The 18,080-nt window shown below is 42.0% G+C and carries 10 protein-coding genes; 4 read left to right on the forward strand and 6 right to left on the reverse strand.

Going from position 1 to position 18,080, the window contains the following annotated elements:
• Window positions 1-8: 8 nt before the first annotated feature.
• From F902_RS14805 to F902_RS14825, 5 genes are all read right to left on the reverse strand, one after another.
• The gene (locus tag F902_RS14805) at window positions 9-479 is read right to left on the reverse strand and encodes a hypothetical protein (protein WP_005204651.1); all 471 of its coding nucleotides are present in this window, start codon (window positions 477-479) and stop codon (window positions 9-11) included.
• Complete coding sequence (locus F902_RS14810; RefSeq protein WP_005204652.1) at window positions 476-5,458, reverse strand: RHS repeat-associated core domain-containing protein; 4,983 nt, start codon at window positions 5,456-5,458, stop codon at window positions 476-478. Before F902_RS14810 ends, F902_RS14805 begins: the two co-directional genes overlap by 4 nt.
• Window positions 5,459-5,529: 71 nt before the next feature.
• Window positions 5,530-8,724 carry a type VI secretion system Vgr family protein gene (locus tag F902_RS14815; RefSeq protein ID WP_005204653.1) on the reverse strand — a complete coding sequence of 1,065 codons (3,195 nt, stop codon included), beginning with the start codon at window positions 8,722-8,724 and terminating at the stop codon, window positions 5,530-5,532.
• A gap of 240 nt (window positions 8,725-8,964) precedes the next feature.
• Window positions 8,965-9,327, reverse strand: coding sequence for a 5-carboxymethyl-2-hydroxymuconate Delta-isomerase (locus tag F902_RS14820; protein ID WP_005204654.1), 363 nt, complete (start codon window positions 9,325-9,327; stop codon window positions 8,965-8,967).
• A gap of 11 nt (window positions 9,328-9,338) precedes the next feature.
• Window positions 9,339-11,051 (reverse strand): AAA family ATPase, encoded by a 1,713-nt coding sequence (locus tag F902_RS14825; protein WP_005204655.1) that lies wholly within the window; start codon window positions 11,049-11,051, stop codon window positions 9,339-9,341.
• Window positions 11,052-11,212: 161 nt separating this feature from the next.
• Here F902_RS14825 and F902_RS14830 point away from each other — a divergent pair, with 161 nt between their 5' ends.
• Window positions 11,213-12,178: an alpha/beta hydrolase gene (locus F902_RS14830; protein ID WP_005204656.1), complete on the forward strand. Its 966-nt coding sequence runs from the start codon at window positions 11,213-11,215 to the stop codon at window positions 12,176-12,178.
• A 30-nt stretch (window positions 12,179-12,208) separates the two neighbouring features.
• Here F902_RS14830 and F902_RS14835 read toward each other — a convergent pair whose 3' ends face one another.
• Window positions 12,209-13,387, reverse strand: a complete 1,179-nt coding sequence (locus tag F902_RS14835; protein ID WP_005204657.1) for a hypothetical protein — start codon at window positions 13,385-13,387, stop codon at window positions 12,209-12,211.
• A gap of 127 nt (window positions 13,388-13,514) precedes the next feature.
• Between F902_RS14835 and exaC the strand changes: the two genes are divergently transcribed.
• From exaC to F902_RS14850, 3 genes are all read left to right on the forward strand, one after another.
• The gene (gene exaC / locus F902_RS14840) at window positions 13,515-15,026 is read left to right on the forward strand and encodes an acetaldehyde dehydrogenase ExaC (protein ID WP_005204659.1); all 1,512 of its coding nucleotides are present in this window, start codon (window positions 13,515-13,517) and stop codon (window positions 15,024-15,026) included.
• Between the two features lie 207 nt (window positions 15,027-15,233).
• The gene (gene eat, locus F902_RS14845; protein ID WP_005204661.1) at window positions 15,234-16,664 is read left to right on the forward strand and encodes an ethanolamine permease; all 1,431 of its coding nucleotides are present in this window, start codon (window positions 15,234-15,236) and stop codon (window positions 16,662-16,664) included.
• 23 nt (window positions 16,665-16,687) lie between these two features.
• The gene (locus F902_RS14850; RefSeq protein WP_005204668.1) at window positions 16,688-18,073 is read left to right on the forward strand and encodes an ethanolamine ammonia-lyase subunit EutB; all 1,386 of its coding nucleotides are present in this window, start codon (window positions 16,688-16,690) and stop codon (window positions 18,071-18,073) included.
• Window positions 18,074-18,080: the final 7 nt, after the last annotated feature.

The following is an 18,080-nucleotide window of genomic DNA, read 5'->3' on the forward strand; positions in this document are numbered from 1 at the left end:
AAAAACATTTAATCCAACTTAATTACTGGAATTTCATCCTTAATACAATGCTTAACCCCTGCTTCACTATATGACAATCCAACTGACCATTCATTTATATTTTCATATTTTATTTCCTCACCATCATAACCATAGTGTTTTGCATTTATTGGATACAACACTCCCATATATATTTTTTTATCAAAACAATATTCAAAAAAACTATCATGACTTGATATTAGTACCCAACCATCATCTTGCAATTTTTTTTGTATAATTTCAAAATCACCAAATGACATTTTTGATTTTTCCACCTCTGCTGTTGCATATTTATTCACAGGCTTATTAACCCAAACTTTCTCTCTTGGGCCGTACTCTCCAAAGTAGTTATCAATTACTTTATTAAAATATATACCTTTTTCTGTTGTTTCAGAATCCCGACAAGAAGATGTAAATAAAAAGGATGATATTAAAAAAATCTTTAAAATCAATTTATTCATTTATTAACAACCTTAGGTAATTGTAGTTTAAATTTTAAATCTATCGTTTCAGTCTCTGAGTAATCAAAGATTGTTGTACCAAATCCTCTTTCCAAACCAACTTGACTCTTCGTAGAAAATAGCTTTTGCCCATTAGGAACCGTTACTCCTCCAGTTAAGCCTAATAATCCACCTGTAATAGTATAACCTCTACCAGGTAACCATTCATTTACAAAATCTGATGTTCTTTGAGTTTTAGGCTTGTTAGTGATATAGCCAAAACTACAACCACCACCTTTTGCTGTAAAACTCTTTAATATCGATTTTCCAAATTCAAATGGTTTTTTATTTTGATTGTCTATTATTCCAGTAATTCCTGTGGCAACAGTTGAAAGGCTTACTCCTTTGGCTTTATAAACACTTCCATCATGAAGATTAATTACAACGCCACCGGCCAATGGACCAACACCACCTGAACAAATCGCATAATCAACACTTGGTGGGCAAACATAAGGAGTGTAAGCATTTTTTCCCAATACGGCTCTTGAGCGTAATCCACCTGGTTGTCTAGATTTAGGGGTAATTTCACAGACTGTGTTCCTATAGAACTCTTCTGCACTTTTTGCCCTCGCCTCATCTGCTAACTTCTTCTGTCTTTCTTTTTCCGCTGCTTTTTGTTTTGCTTGCTCATTTGCAAGTTTAGCCTGCTCAGTTGCTTTACGTTGACGCTCTAAAATCGGAGCATTCCTACGGTTAAAGTCTTGAGAATAACGTTCATAGTTTGACTGATTAGAATTCTTATTTTTCTCTGCCATCAAGCCCATTGGATCGACCCATTGAGTGGGATCATTTACATAGGCAGAAGTGTTATATCCACCGAATAACCCTATCGGATCTTTACTCATATACCTTGCACTATACGGCTCATAATAACGATAACGGTTATAATGCAGTCCTGTTTCATTATCGTAATACTGGCCTTGGAATCTGAGATTACTCTGCTCAAATGGATTGTCCTTATTAAGCATTTGGATCTCGAGTGCAGTCCCCCACGTATCCTGAGTAATTTCCCAAACACATTCACCTGCGGCATTGCTCAGTGTTTGCGGTGTTCCAACTTGATCACAATGATAAAAAGCGGTTTGCTCTAAAGCCACACGGTTTTTACGTGTATCGCTGCTCCAAATCGGATCTTTATAAACCGAATAAGGCTTGTTGAGATATTCACTATAATCAGGTGTTTCTATCAGTTGAATAAAACCCTGATAACCCGCCTGCATTAACGGTACAAAGCTATCAGGCTCATAAACATAATGTTTGGTATAGCTATGCTCAGGATGGTTCGAATTTTGGCTTGATTCCCAAATCATCAAATCTCCATCCCAACCAAATAAGGTGAAGTCTTGATTTGATGATTTCTTATATAAACGACGTCCAAAGACATCATAACCATACTGAGTCACTTTCCCATTCAAGTTACTTTGAATCAAACGGTTATGATTGTCCCAAGTCAGCTTTAAGACCTTACCATTTTGCGTGGTTTCAATCACATTGCCTTGTACATCATATTGATAATGCTTGCCTTGATACTGCTTGATTAAATTGTTTTTGGCATGTGTTGTCTGGTTGATTGGGTCAATCAGATTCCCCGCTGGATCGAACTTAAAACTCTCGTTTTTATGCTGACTCTGCGTTGAAATCAAACGTCCAATCGGATCATATTGATAATTAAGCTGTCCTAAACGACTGTCTTCAACTTGGGTGAGCAAATAATTTTTATCGTATTGATAATGTCTATGCGCTTGGTAACGGAGTCGATCTGATGTTTCTTGCTCAGGCTCAATCTGTTGAGAAATCAGTAACCCGACATCATTATAATACTTGGTTTGCACCAAACCATTTGCCAAGAAACGTACCGTTTCACGATGCAAATCATCACGTTGGAAAGAAACAACATCCTGCTGGTTAAACGCAATTCCGTAGATATGTCCTGAACCATAACTCAGATTGGTCTGTTGCTGTCCGTCTGGACGAATGGTTTTAACCAGATTTCCCAGTTCATCATATTCATAACGCAGTACAGCCGTTAGATTCAACATCTTATAATGCTGGTGTTCACGCACCAATTGTCCAAGCTGATTACGATACAGTTGAACTTGGCTCTCAGCATTACTGGCTGAGCTTAATTGTTGATTTAAATTATATTCAAATTGCTCTGTCTGGCTTTGGTGAGTATGCAGATTGGTATATGTTTTAGAAGCAATCTGTCCATCATCATAATAGCTAAATTCGGTCAGAATATTGGGTTGGCGAATCTGGAACAATAGCCCATTTTCACTATAGCTATAGTGCTTTTCTTCACCATCAAAGGCTTGTTCACTGACCAACTGACCAAACTTGTTATAGCCAAACTGGTATTCCGCCTGATTCTGGTTAATAAGCTTTTGGATACGACCCTGCTTATCCCATTGATAACCCACACGATGCTGATTGGCATCAATGCGTTGTTCTAACAGGCCGACTGTATTGTATTGATATTGAGTGATTAAGCCGTTGGTGTCGGTGTGATTAAGCAGGCGACCTTCTTGATCATGCTCAAATAGCTCTTTCAAGCCATCTGGATACACGATGGCTTGAAGCTGACCTTTATCTTTGCCTTGCATACTATACAGATATTGAACTTTCTGTTCATTCGCCGCTTGTTGGGCACTTAAATCACCTTCTTCATCATATTCCCATGTACTGCTTTTGCCTGAACAATCGGTATAAGACAGCATTTGCCCTTGATCATTGTACTGGATTTTCTTGATACCTCCTTTGGCATCAACCACTTCCACCACCTGATTATTGCTGTTGTATTTATATTGAGTGACATGACCTAAAGGATTAATCTCTTTGCTGACATTGCCCTGTGTATCATATTCACGTTTCCAGATATTACCTTCTGGATCTTTGGTCTCGGTTAAATTGCCTTGTTCATCATAAGCAAAGCGAATCACACCACCATTCGGCTGTACAATTTTCGCCAGTTGCCCTTGATCATTATATTCTTGCTGAGTTTCCCGACCTTCAAAGTCAATTTGTCGAGTAATGCGTTTTTCACCGTCACGAGAATACCAAGACTCTCGACCATCGGCTAAACGAGTCCGATAGGTAAAACCATCCAAATCGAAATAATAATAGGTTGGTACATCATAGGCATCGTAAACTGCAACTTGACGTAAACGCGGATGCCATTTCAGTTTGGTATGGAAACTGCCGTCATCCGCCCATTCTTCAATGGCTTTGGCATTTGACAACGTCGATTCATAACGAATATTTTGTCCACGTCCTGTACGATCGGTATAGCGCGTTAATTGGTGAGCCTGATTATATTCGTATTGACGTGCATACCCATTTTGATCAAAAGCTGTAATCAGATTACCTTGTGCATCATAGTGATAGCGTGCCCAAGGCTCAATTTGATCATCCACAAATACCGCAATAATCTTAACTTGCTCATTAAAGGCAAATTTTAGTTGGTGCTGAGCCTGTTCAAACTGAAAATCAATAGCTTGAAGATAAGCAACACCATCTGCCAAAAGATAACTTAGGCTAATTTTTTCATTGGAATTTTCATTGAATTGTTGAATTAAATGATAGGGCTGACCAAGACCAAATTGATGAAAATGGAAACTCCAGTCACCGCCAAAATCTAATAGCAAATCACCATTTCCAATTGGATGAACTGTCATTCCTTCATAAGGAACGGTATAAGCCTGCTGCAAAATCGTGGATGGTAAGGCATGTTTACGCCCTTTCGCATCAATAAAGACGTAACCTTGTTCTTTTGGCAAAATCACATTGGAAAAAGGCATCATCCAACGGGCGCCAATCATCCCCTGATCAAACTCATCCATTTGCGAGTTATATTGGCGACTAAATACAAAACCAACTTTCGGTAAATAGAAATCAGCATGCTGAACCCGCTCTGCGCCAATTGAATAACTGATACTCTTACCCGTCTCTGAACCATTACCTTCACAAGGTGGTGCATTCAATGCATCCGCCTGTAAGCTCACAAACTCCAAGGTATCACCTTTGGTATGGCGCTCATATTCTCCCGTCTGATTAATCGGCACACTGGCATTGCCTTTATTTTCGCTGGCCTGAATCGCAGTTAAAGTTTGTTGTAATAACCAAGCCAAGCTGTATTTCTGCCCTGCATTGGCTTGCTGCTGTAAAGTCTGGCTTAAAGTTGCAATTGCTTGTGTTGCTTCTTGTTGCAGGCGTGTTTGAATATTTGGTTGTAGTTTAGGGGTTAAATCTGCCTGACTCGGTTTACCGATTAAATCAATGAGAGGTGCAGCCCAATTGCTAAATTTGAGTTTGGGGTCTCTTTTCTCTGCTGTTGCACCTACCGACGTTGCAGCCATGCTCGCACTTATTGCTGTCGCAGGCACAGACAAGCTCGTCAGAATACTGCTGCCTAAGATCGTTGCCTGTGAGAGTAAGGTCGCTAATTTGGCTTGTGTTTCTTGTAAAAACTTTTCTAAATCACCTGCGACCATCGCATTCAGATGCAGGCCCAAGCGTTTAATATCCGCTTCTTTAATCTTTCCATTTTCTGGATATAAACATTGCGACATTAGACCAAACATCGGACGTAATGCCATACGCGCATGTGCTTCATTGCTTGGTTCTGCAAATAAACCAATTAAATTTGCAGCGAGCAATGCACCCTGTTGTACCGCAGCATCCTCTGTCTTACTGTCGGTCGCATATAAAATTAAATCCAGCACACTGCCTGTTAAAGCAAAAATATTGGCTACCGTTCCAGTATTCGCACTCCCTTGTAATTGTTCTAAACTGGTATTCCCACATACCTGTAAATAGAGCTGGATTTGCTTGGCAATCATTTGCAGGTCAGTTACCGTGTGTACGCTGTCCAAATTAAAAACAGCAAGTTCAACCTTCGACGCTTTTTGATCTGTTACCTGTTGTGTTTTTTCCGTAGCCATCAATCTCAAACCCTTAATTTATTTCAATACATCTATTTTTTTAAATTGCTGCGCGTGAATTAAAATCTGTCCTAACCATTGTTCTGACCATGAAAACGATCAACGATGCCTTGTTGAAGAATCGAATCCATTTGGGTGGCCTCCGCCAATTTTGTAGCTGCCTGATCTTTTACAAAACCCACACCCTGTGCTTTGATCATGTCAACCGACTGGCTCGGATTCATGGCGAGTTGCGCCAAGCTTTTCATTTGATCTGGAGAAATATTAAGGTTCAGTTGCTTTGAAACAGCACTTAAAGCGGTATTGCTGACTTGATCCTTGATTTGCCCAACCGTCTGCTCAACCAAACCATTTAAGGTATTTTTACCTATATTTTTAAGGCTATTTTTATCCATCGAAACTAAACTGCTGCTCAGCTGTTGCTTCATGTTCTGTCCCAATGCACTGCTTAATGAGGCGGCAACTTTTTCTACTGGCTCTGCCCAAGTATAATCACGTTTAAAGTCACTACTTGATGCCCATGCACTGGTCTCATCTTTTTCAAAAATGACCTTGGCTGCGCCTGGTGCAATGCCTGTCACTTGCGCAAAACCATTTCCATCCAGTTTGCCAGTCAGTTGCTTACCCAGAGAATCAATCACTTTATAGCTGTTCTGCTTAAAGAAATTATCTCCCCCATAACTTCTTAATAACTGTAGTGCGCCTTTCAGTGATTTTGCTTGTGGTAACTGGGGTGCATTGCTACTTGCACTCGCGCCTGAGGCGAGTAAATGCTGACCTGCTTTTGCTTCAAACTTACCACTGGTCACAGGAAAAATACCCGAACCATTCAGCTTAATCTGAGAACCACCCGCAGTAATCACAATCTCTTTCGGACTACTGATCTCAATACGATCTTCAGTCGAAATAATCTGAATCCCTTGCTTGGCAAGTAAATCCATACCATCCGACTGCGCTTGGACTTCAAACTTACCTTTGGCAGCAACTTGTTTAATCCCATTCTGCGCTGCAAACACACTAATTCTGTTTTGCGCATGCGTAACCAGATTTTTCTGTGTGCTTAGATTAATACTGTCGCCCGCAAACTGATTGATCTGCCCATCCGCGGATAAATGAATATCTTCATTGGTACTTAGGCCAATCCCTGCTGGTGAGTTCAGCAATAGCAATGATTTTTTAAACTGAGCGATCTTCTCTTGAATCTGCTCAGCAAATTCTTTGAGTTGATCCAGCGATTCTATTTCATCCGTCTGCTGATTCTTGGCCACTTCACTTAGAGCTTTGGCATTGTTTTGATTGCCCTCTAGCTGTTGTTTAGCAACTTGGGCATCCAGATGTTCACCTTGCGCTTGATCCTGTTTATGCGTGGAAAGCAGTAAACCCTCGCCTGCACGGACTGCACCCCATTGATCAGTGCGCAGTTCAAAACCTTCACCGCGGTCTTCACTTTCTGCTGTTGATTTAGGGTGACTCAGTTTGCCGAGATTGAGTTGACTGGCTGCATGACTGCTTTGCAACTGAGTACTGATCTGACCTGTGGTGTCATCAAAGCGCAGTTGGTTAAAACCTTCGCCTTGGTATTCTTTGGACTTGATCCCTGCCAATTTCTTAGTGTCAGGCAGTTTGCCCGCATTATCAAACTTGGTTGGGCTACGATGGCCTTCATGGATACGTCCCACTACAAATGGACGGTCGATATTGCCATCAAAGAAGTCGATCACTACGATTTCATCAATACGTGGCAAGAAGCGTGCACCATAGCCTTCACCTGCCCAAGGGGTCAGTACATCCACCCAAGCAGAATCAGTGTCGTTGTCATTGGCACCTGCTCCACCATCATGGCTATGGTCATCATTGCGAGTAAACAGGAAACGAACTTTAATCCGTCCCCATTCATCTACATAGATTTCTTCGCCGCTTGGCCCAACCACTTTGGCACGTTGTGGTGAGGCAGTTGGACGGTGTTGTAATGGGTTAAATTCAGGAACGGTTTTGATATTGCGACGTTGCAGAATCAGCTGGTTGGCTTGGCGTTCTTCATTATTAGATTGAGTCGATTGCCAGTTGCTTTGAGCCAATAGTTGGTTGATCTGTTGATGCAGATCTTTAGGCAAATTATTTTGGTTATAGAAGTTTTTGCCTGTAATCAGGAATTCTTTATCGCTGCCATTATGCTGATCAATTTCAGGGTGTTCGGCCAATTCAAACCAGTAACCGACATGGGTATCGCGGACGGTGCTATGGGCGGTAAATTGTTTGGATTGTAAGTCGTAGTATTGACCCAAGTTCCGATTCAGTTTTTCAATTTGAGTATTGCCCGATGGGGTTGCGCCATCTTCCCCATTCAGGTCTTGCATCCATGCAGGTGAAAAGTGCCATGCCTGCTCTAGTCCTAGGCTGGCATTGTCATATTGTTCGCTGTGTTGATGTGTGCTCTGTACACTGCCTGCACCATCTTCTTGTTCCAGTGCATCCGCTTGCCAGCGTTGTACATGTACGCTGCTCGGCTGTAGAGAGCGTTGTCCGACCAGACTGGTCATGCTGTCGTATTGTTCGGTGGCACTACTACGGTGGTAACGAATCTGACGACGATCGAGTGCTTGGTATTGGCTATTGTCATCAATCAGACGGAGTTTTTGCGGCTGAATCGCGGCACTGCTTTGCGCGACGGTTCGTTCAGCTTCATCAATTAGCCAGTTAATCGATTCGCTCCGTAGCAAACGCGTCAGGAAGTCGTAATCAACTTCCGAATGTTGCATGATAAAGGGACGAACATCGTAATCTTGGCTCAGTCCGCTTAAATCAAGCGTTAAGCTTGATGCAAATAAGGGGCTTTTTTGTTGCCACTCTTTGAAGATAATTTCCACCACATCACGCACGCTCTTGTTCATAAATACGCGGCTGTTACGGCGTTGTTTCCACAGTGCAGTTGGATCTTCTAAAGTCAGCTTATAGACAGTGAGGCTACCGTCTGATTGTCCTTGTAAGGCTTGAGTAATAATGCCTGTGACGCGGGTGAGTTGACCTTGATCGGTCACCGTATCAATTGCCGCTTGGCTACCAATAAATTGTTTGAGTGGAATGGTCGCATTGGTCGACAGGCAAATCAGTTCTGCCTTAAATCCATCATTCAGTTGATGCTGACCATCAATACGCTGTAGGAAGACTTGAGTATTTAAGTTTTGATTAGAAAATTGAATATGGATTGCACGTTTTTGTGCAGTAAGGCCCAAACTGTCCAAGGCCTGAAATATATTACTCAACATTATTTTATAAAATATTAACTAAAATTTACGCTATTTTATAAACAGCATACAAATCTGTCTATATTTTTAATGTTACGTTCTTGCAACAAAGCCTGCAATAAACTGCAGATTTTAGTCTAAGCACTTAAAATAATGATTAATAATTTTTTTTACAGGATTAAATAAAAATACATATAAACCAAAATGTTTTATCAAATAAGGCCAATTCTCCCTATTTGATAAAACAGCAATCATTCAGCCTTAGACCGTGGCCTTAAAATAATCTTCTTTCGGCATATCAATCACTTCAACACACAACTGAATTGGATAGCTGAGCTCAGACTGGATATAGCTTTTTTGCTGCAGTCGCTGCAACAATGCCGCACCAACGGCTTGTTTTTGAGCCTGCGTTCGGCCACTCAATAAATACAGTTTTAAATGAATATAGGCTTCTTCTGTTTCATTCAAACCAATTAAAAATATCTCGTCTTTAAATGCACGAGATTTAATATCATGTGCGACAAATAAATCCGTTTCAATTAATGCAATATTCACATCTTTTAATAATTGATGCGGATTTAACTCTGTTAAATTAGCCGAATAGTTTGCAATTAAATGCGGCATTTTTATGATTCCTATTCTACAAATAATAAAGCTAAACGGACTTGGTCATAAGCCATTCGCGGACTAGTGGCTTCAACAATGGGACGCAATTTAATCGAACCATCATCAGTAAAATGTTCAGGATTTTTACGTTTATGCAAACGCTTATAAATCTTACGCACTTCTTCAATCACTTCATCACCTGGACTGGCAACTGAAATATCCAAACCCTGCTCTTTATGCAAACGTGCCAGATGATTGATGATCGTTGCGGGGGTTAAACCACGCTCATGTGCAATGTCTTCAATTTCATAGCCTTCTTCAAATAAAGTACGGGTTTCATCCAAGGTCGCTGCAGCATAATTCTGTTTTGCACCTTTGGCGATTTTCTTTTCATTACGGGCAATTTCAGTCGCATTCAGTGTGCCACCACAATGCCGAATAAAGGCATTATGCTGTGTGCTTAAATCAATATTTTCAAAGTTGGCTTCCGCTTCACTCGATAATTCCTGAAAACGGCGATCTGCTTTGATTGCGAGACTATCCAGCTCAAGTGCCTGCTCATTAAAGCCGAGCAATTTCAGCCCTGTCAGAGATTTTAAACGTGATAAAGCCACATAGCCCTGGCCTTTTTCAAAGGTATTACTGAGATTGATCTCTGCGGCTTCCAAAGTCATCCCTTGGCTTTTATGAATAGTGATTGCCCATGCCAAACGCAACGGAATCTGTTGGAAACTGGCAATTGCCTTACCCGCTTCATTTTCAATCGACCATGTTTCAGGTTCAACCAAGAAGGTTGTGCCATCAGTCAACTTTACTTTAGGCAAAATGCCCTGCTTATCGTCTTCTTCAAAACCAATCACTTCACCCAAACTGCCGTTGATATAGCCCATATCAAAGTTGTTTTTAACAAACATGACTTTGGCATTTTTCTTTAGGGTGAGTTCTTCAGGCGCACGCACTGATGATTTTAAAGTTTCCATCAACTTTTCGTTGCCATCGACAACCGCATTGAATTGATGGCTTTCATTGTCAATTTCATTCAGGTGCTGATAATTAATATTATCGACATCCATATTATGCGTATATAAACGGGTAAAGGTCTCGCCAATATCGTGCTGACGCGATTGTTGCAAAGCACTAATATGGTTGCCTTGAATATTCTGTGCCCGAATTGCATTGAGAATCTGATTGAGGATTTCATCATCCTGACGATGCTGTTCCGTTAAATAACAGACACGGAATTTGGCTTCGACCCAAGCCTCTGACATAAAGCAGAATTTATCGCGATTGCTTTCATCCTTTTTACCGACTGGCGGTAACTGGAAGAAATCCCCTGCAACAATGACTTGAATCCCACCAAAGGCTTCGTCACTTTCTTTAAAGTATTTTAATACCTGATTAACCAAATTCAATTGCTTGGCATGCAGCATTGAAATCTCATCAATAATCAACACTTGGGCATTTTCTAAATGCTCTTTTAAATATTTACGCTCTTTCATCCGTTTCAGATCATCATCACTTAGACGGTCTTTAATCCCGATCCCTGCCCAAGTATGGATGGTCATGCCATTCATATGCGTCGCCGCAATCCCTGTGGATGCAGTGATCGCCACAGGCACTTTACGTGCTTTGAGATAATGAATGTACTGATTAAGCGTATAGGTTTTTCCTGCACCTGCTGAGCCCGTTAAAAAAACATTTTCCCCAGCTTTAAGTAACTTGAGTGCAGTCTCTTGTTTCATAATTTCTTCAGTCAAAAACAACAGTGCATAGCTTAACGATTTTTTAGCAAAAATAAAAACGCAAATCCAATTCGCGAACGCTAGGTGTCGTATAATTACATTGACATCCAAGGGTTTTCATTTAATGTGTTTGTTAATGAATTCAGACTTGATCTATAAAAATGACTACTTCAAATCTTTATGAATATCAAACAGATATGCTCGGCGAAGATTATCAGCAACTGACTTTAAATTTCGCTGATGATTATGATGGAAAAGTTGTTGCGACCTTAGTCCGCAAGAAGGCCGCTGAAGCAACCAAAAAAGCAGTTTTATATATCCATGGTTTTGCAGACTATTTTTTTCAAAAAGAAATGGCTGAACAATTCAATCAGCATGGTTACGATTTTTACGCACTCGACCTCAGAAAATATGGCCGCTCAAAACTTCCTCATCAAAAACTCTACTACGTTTTAGATTTGCGCGAATACGATGCCGAAATCAGTAAAGCACTCGAAGTGATCAGTCAAGAAAACCACAATCAAGTTGTACTGGCAGGACATTCTACTGGTGGTCTAATTGCTACTTTGTATGCTGCACATTATCCAGATCATCGTTTAATTAAAGCGGTGTGGAACAACAGCCCCTTTTATGACTTCTATAAAAGTGTTATTGAGAAAAAAGTCGGGATTCCCTTGCTCAGTGAAGTGGGTAAACGCTTACCCAACGCAAAATTTCCAAGTGGCTTAAATCCATGGTACACACCAAGCTTGCATAAAGATTTTTACGGCGAATGGGATTTCAATTTGGATTGGAAACCAAAAACCATGCCTTTTGTGCACCTCTCTTTTGTCACGGCAATTCATGAAGCACAAAAAGAAATCCATCGAGGTGTGAGTTTAAATGTGCCGACCTTGATCATGCATTCACATCAATCCAAATTCCCTAAAAAATGGGGTATTGATGCACAGCAAAGTGATGTGATTTTGGATGTTAATGATATGACTCAAAATGCCAAGAAAATGAAAGGTGATGTGCAAACCCTGTCTATTCAAAATGGTTTGCATGATTTGGTTTTATCTGCACCGCCTGTTCGTGCACAGGTCTATAAAGATCTGTTTGCTTGGTTGGCTGAAAAAATCCAGTAATACCGACGACCGTTTTAAATATCTTGATGCTCAGTGGTCTTGGTACTTACTGAGCATATTTTTAGCGGGATGCGAGGCTGGTAATAACTCCAATAAGCGTTCAGCCGCATCCACTGCTTCCGGACAATAAGCCAAATGCTTCAATAAAGCGTCGCTGCCCTCTGATTGAAAAATGGCGTGACTCAAACGGGATTCCAAGCAATCTCGCCAAGCACATAAAAATGGGCTTTCAGTTTTCGCTAAAAAAATCCCAGTATAAGCTTGTAGTGCGGTGTTGATATAACCCGCATCCAATGCTTGTTCCAGTTGCAGGAAATCCGCCTCAACAGGCACATTCAGGCGATAAGGACGAGAACCAAGTAAATCGCCCAAGTGCTCTCTTAAATGCGACATCTCTGCTTTTAGGGTTCCAAGACTAACTTTGCGTTCCCCATACAAGGCCTGATGTAAATTCTCTAAATTCAGCCCTTGTGGGCATAAAGCCAAAATCACCAGAATTTCAACTTGTCTCGGGCTTAAGCTTAAGTGCTTGCCATTGATCAAGACCTGCGCTGTATTAAAAGTACGGAGATACACATGTTGTTGCTGTAATTGTTGCACCGCCATTTGAATAATTGCGGCGCATCGTTCGACCGCCAATAAACCTAAACTATTGTGGTTTTCCCATGTGGTGGATAAATCCACTACGCCTAAGACTTGTTTGGAGTATGGGTCTAGGATCGGAGCAGCATAGCAAACCCAATCATGCACCGACGCCATATAGTGTTCATTGGAAAATACACAACTTGATTTCTGCGTCTTCAGCGAAAGTGCCAGTGCATTGGTGCCGACCAGTTCTTCCTGCCATTGCCCACCTGCAACAAAATGGACACGTTCAGCAGCATTACGCATTTGGGTACAGGATGCTGTCCAAATAATAGTACTGCCGACATCGCCAACCGCAAGCACCATCGCTGACTGCTCTGCAACATGCTTGAGGTCTTGTTGGCAAGCCTGTAATGCCAAGGCCAAAGAACCTGTCTGAGTCGAAACTTGATCGAGCAACGGTGCAGCTAAACGTTCTTTAGGAATATCAGCGAGTGTAGAACGCTCCCATGAACTGGCGATACTCTGTTCCATTTTTTCGGCATGCTGTGGATTGAGGCTACTTTGTGATCTGAGTTGCTCAACCAATGCCCGCTGTTGCTGTAATTCCCTTTTTGTATGCATTTGTAATTTCCCTATTCCCTTACATGCAATTCCAACCTTTTTCCAACCTTCAACGCGATAACGTCATTCTCAATAACGTACCCAGTACTTTATTTAAAAATATCACAACACATAAAGGAGTATGTATATGCGCTATGTTGATCCGAATCAATCTGGTTCAAAAATCCATTTTAAAGACCAATATGAAAACTTTATTGGTGGACAGTGGGTTGCCCCTGTTAAAGGAGTCTACTTCGACAATATTTCTCCTGTCGATGGCAAAAGTTTTACTCGTATTCCACGCTCGAGTGCAGAAGATATTGAATTGGCGCTAGATGCCGCCCACAAAGCCAAGAAAGAATGGAATAAATCGTCTCCAACCACACGATCTAATTTATTACTTAAAATTGCTGACCGTATGGAAGCCAATTTGGAAATGTTGGCGGTTGCTGAAACTTGGGATAATGGTAAACCGGTCCGTGAAACGCTAGCGGCGGATATCCCTTTGGCCATAGATCATTTCCGTTATTTTGCAGGCTGTATTCGCGCACAGGAAGGTGGTATTTCTGAGATAGACGAAGATACCATTGCCTATCATTTTCATGAACCACTCGGCGTGGTTGGACAAATCATCCCTTGGAACTTCCCGATTTTGATGGCGGCATGGAAACTGGCACCGGTATTGGCAGCGGGCAACTGCGTCGTGATCAAACCTGCGGAGCAAACACCTGTTGGGATCTTATTGGTGGCTGAACTGATACAGGACCTATTACCTGCGGGTGTACTCAATATCGTCAATGGTTACGGTGCCGAAGTTGGCCGCCCACTGGCAACCAGTCCACGTATTGCCAAAATTGCGTTTACCGGTTCAACCCAAGTTGGGCAATTGATCATGCAATATGCCACCGAAAACATCATTCCAGTGACTTTGGAGCTCGGCGGGAAATCACCAAATGTGTTCTTTGCCGATGTGATGGATCATGACGATGATTTTCTGGATAAAACCCTTGAAGGTTTTGCCATGTTTGCGCTGAATCAAGGTGAAGTCTGCACCTGCCCATCGCGTGCCTTGATTCAGGAAAGTATTGCTGATCAGTTTATGGAAAAAGCCATTGAACGGGTCAAGCGAATTAAACTCGGACATCCCCTCGATACTGACACCATGGTCGGTGCGCAAGCATCTTTAGAACAACAAGAGAAAATCCTGCGTTGTATTGATACAGGCCGACAAGAAGGTGCTGAAGTGCTATTGGGTGGGCATGGTCGCCAAGAGGTCGGCAATGGATACTACATCGAACCGACCATCTTTAAAGGTCATAACAACATGCAAGTGTTTCAGGAAGAAATCTTTGGCCCTGTGCTGTCGGTAACCACATTCAAGGACTTTGATGAAGCCATTCAGATTGCCAATGACACCATGTATGGCTTAGGTGCTGGGGTCTGGTCACGTTCAACCCATACCGCCTATCGTGCAGGTCGTGCCATTGAAGCGGGTCGTGTTTGGACCAATTGTTACCACATCTACCCTGCTCATGCTGCATTTGGAGGCTATAAAAAGTCAGGTGTCGGTCGTGAAAACCATAAAATGATGCTCGATCATTATCAACAAACCAAAAACTTGTTGGTGAGCTATTCAACCAAAGCCATGGGCTTTTTCTAAGTCTATAGAAGAATCAAATAATGTATAAGCCTTGCGACATAGGCTTATACAGCCTTAAACCCTAATGTGTTGATGACTCAATAAACACCGTATTTTCTCAATCAAACTGGATCAAGCAATCAAATAAAAAATTAATTTTGGCACAAGGTGTGCAACATCGGCATTGCTTTTGCATCTTGCTGATGAGACCCATACACGGAGCTTTGTATGAACAATCAAGAACCTATTTCTGCACTTTCAGCATCTGCAACCTCTTCTGAAGATTATTTTGCCCAAAGAAAACTCAAGCAAGGTGCCGTGGGCTGGTTATTACTGATCGGCTTAGGGGTCGCCTATGTCATTTCAGGTGATTTCGCTGGCTGGAATTTTGGTATCGCTCAAGGGGGTTGGGGCGGTATGTTTGTTGCCACCGCAGTCGTTGCCGTGATGTATCTCTGCCTATGTCTTGCCATGTCTGAAATGGCGACCATGCTACCAACAGCAGGTGGTGGCTATAGTTTTGCGCGTATCGCATTTGGTCCACTCGGTGGTTATTTAACAGGTACCGCGATTCTGATTGAATACGCGATTGCCCCTGCCGCCATTGCGGTCTTTATTGGGGCCTATTGTGAATCGTTATTTGGTATTGGCGGCTGGCAAGTTTATTTAGCTTGTTATCTCATTTTTATGGGGATTCACCTAAAAGGTGCTGGCGAAGCCCTTAAAATTATGTTTGCCATCACATTGGTTGCGGCGATTGCACTGGCTGTTTTTATCGTTGCGATGTTGCCTCATTTTAATTCACAGAACCTGTTTGATATTCCTGCAGGGCAACAATTTGGCGCAAGCAGCTTTTTACCCTATGGCTATTTAGGCATTTGGGCAGCGGTTCCCTATGCAATTTGGTTTTTCTTGGCGGTTGAAGGTGTGCCCTTAGCTGCTGAAGAAGCCAAAGACCCTGCCAAATCACTGCCACGCGGATTGATTGGTGCGATGTTAATTTTAACCGCCTTTGCCCTACTGATTCTATTTTTAGGCGCAGGTGCAGCCGGTGCCAGTACCTTACAAAACTCCAGTGCGCCCTTGGTCGATGCGCTCGTCAAAGTCTATGGTCAAGGTACATGGCTGGCGAACTTTGTCAATTTTGTCGGTCTTGCGGGGCTCATCGCCAGTTTCTTTTCAATTATCTATGCCTATTCACGCCAGATTTTTGCACTCTCTCGTGCGGGCTATTTACCTACATCGCTGTCATTGACCAATAAAAATCACGCCCCTTATTTAGCCATTATTATTCCTGGCATCATTGGCTTCTTCTTGTCCTTAAGCAAAGAAGGCGATTTGCTTATTTTAATTGCAGTCTTCGGGGCAACCATTTCTTATGTCTTGATGATGCTTTCACATATTAAGCTGCGAGTATCTCGTCCCTTGATGTACCGCCCCTATAAAACACCAGGTGGTATCTTCACCTCTAGCATTGCCTTAATTTTGGCTGCCATCGCAGTTGTTGCAGGCTTTCTGGTCAACCCTAAAGTGTGGTGTATTGCAGCAGGTATTTATATGGTCTTTATTGCCTATTTTATCTTTTATAGTCGTCACCAACTCATACAAGGGACGCCAGAAGAAGAATTTGCACAGATCACGGCAGATGAAAAGCAATAATCAGAAAGATTAAGGAGAACCGCATGCGTTACCGTCAAATCGTGGCACAACAACACTATCAATTTGCCGATCTTAAAACATTGATGGCAAAAGCCACCCCTTTACGTTCTGGCGATCAACTGGCGGGTGTTGCTGCGCAGGATGCTACTGAACGTGTTGCTGCACAAATTACGCTTGCAGATGTGCCTTTAAAAAACTTTTTAAATGAAACCGTAGTGGATTACGAGACCGATGAAATTACCCGTCTGATTATTGATGAACATCGCGCTGATCTGTTTGCACCGATTGCGCATTTTACTGTGGGCGATTTTCGTAACTGGTTACTCAGCGAAGATGCCACAACAGAGAAGCTACAACAGCTTACAGCGGGTTTAACCCCAGAAATGGTTGCCGCTGTGAGTAAAATCATGCGTAATCAAGATCTGATTTATGTCGCAAGCAAATGTGAGGTCATTACCCAATTTCGCAATACCATCGGCTTAAAAGGACATTTATCCACGCGTTTACAACCCAATCATCCGACCGATGATGTACTCGGTATTTCCGCCAGTATTTTAGATGGTCTGATGTATGGCAATGGCGATGCAGTGATTGGGATTAATCCAGCAACAGACAATCTGCATAATCTCTCTGAGCTGTTAAAGCTGATCGACCATGTCATTCAAGAATATCAAATCCCGACCCAGTCTTGTGTTCTGACCCATATTAGTTCAGGCATTCAACTGGCAGAAAAAAATGTTCCGATTGACCTGATGTTTCAATCTATCGCAGGTACACAAAAAGCCAATGAAGGTTTTGGTATTTCACTTGCCATGTTGCAGGAAGGTTATGAAGCGACACTGGCGTTAAATCGAGGTACGCTTGGAAACAATGTAATGTACTTTGAAACGGGTCAAGGTAGTGCCCTGTCCAGCAATGCACATCACGGCGTTGATCAGCAAACCATCGAAGCACGTGCCTATGCTGTGGCGCGCAAATACAAGCCTTTATTGGTCAATACCGTGGTCGGCTTTATTGGCCCTGAATATCTCTACGACGGAAAACAAATTATTCGCGCAGGTTTAGAAGATCATTTCTGTGGCAAATTGCTTGGTCTGCCAATGGGCTGTGATATTTGCTATACCAATCATGCAGATGCCGATCAGAACGATATGGATGTACTTCTGACCTTATTTGGTACAGCAGGCATTAATTTTATTATGGGCATTCCAGGTTCGGATGATGTGATGTTGAATTATCAAACCACCTCTTTTCATGATGCACTGTATCTCAGACAACTACTTGGGTTACAACCTGCCCCTGAGTTTTCACTCTGGTTGGAACAACAAGGCATTTTAAAACAACAGCAGCAACAGATTCATTGGGCAGAACAAATGCCCGCTCAATTCTCCAGATTATTGATGCATTAAGGAGAAT

This window comes from Acinetobacter higginsii, from assembly GCF_000369525.1.
GTDB lineage: Bacteria > Pseudomonadota > Gammaproteobacteria > Pseudomonadales > Moraxellaceae > Acinetobacter > Acinetobacter higginsii.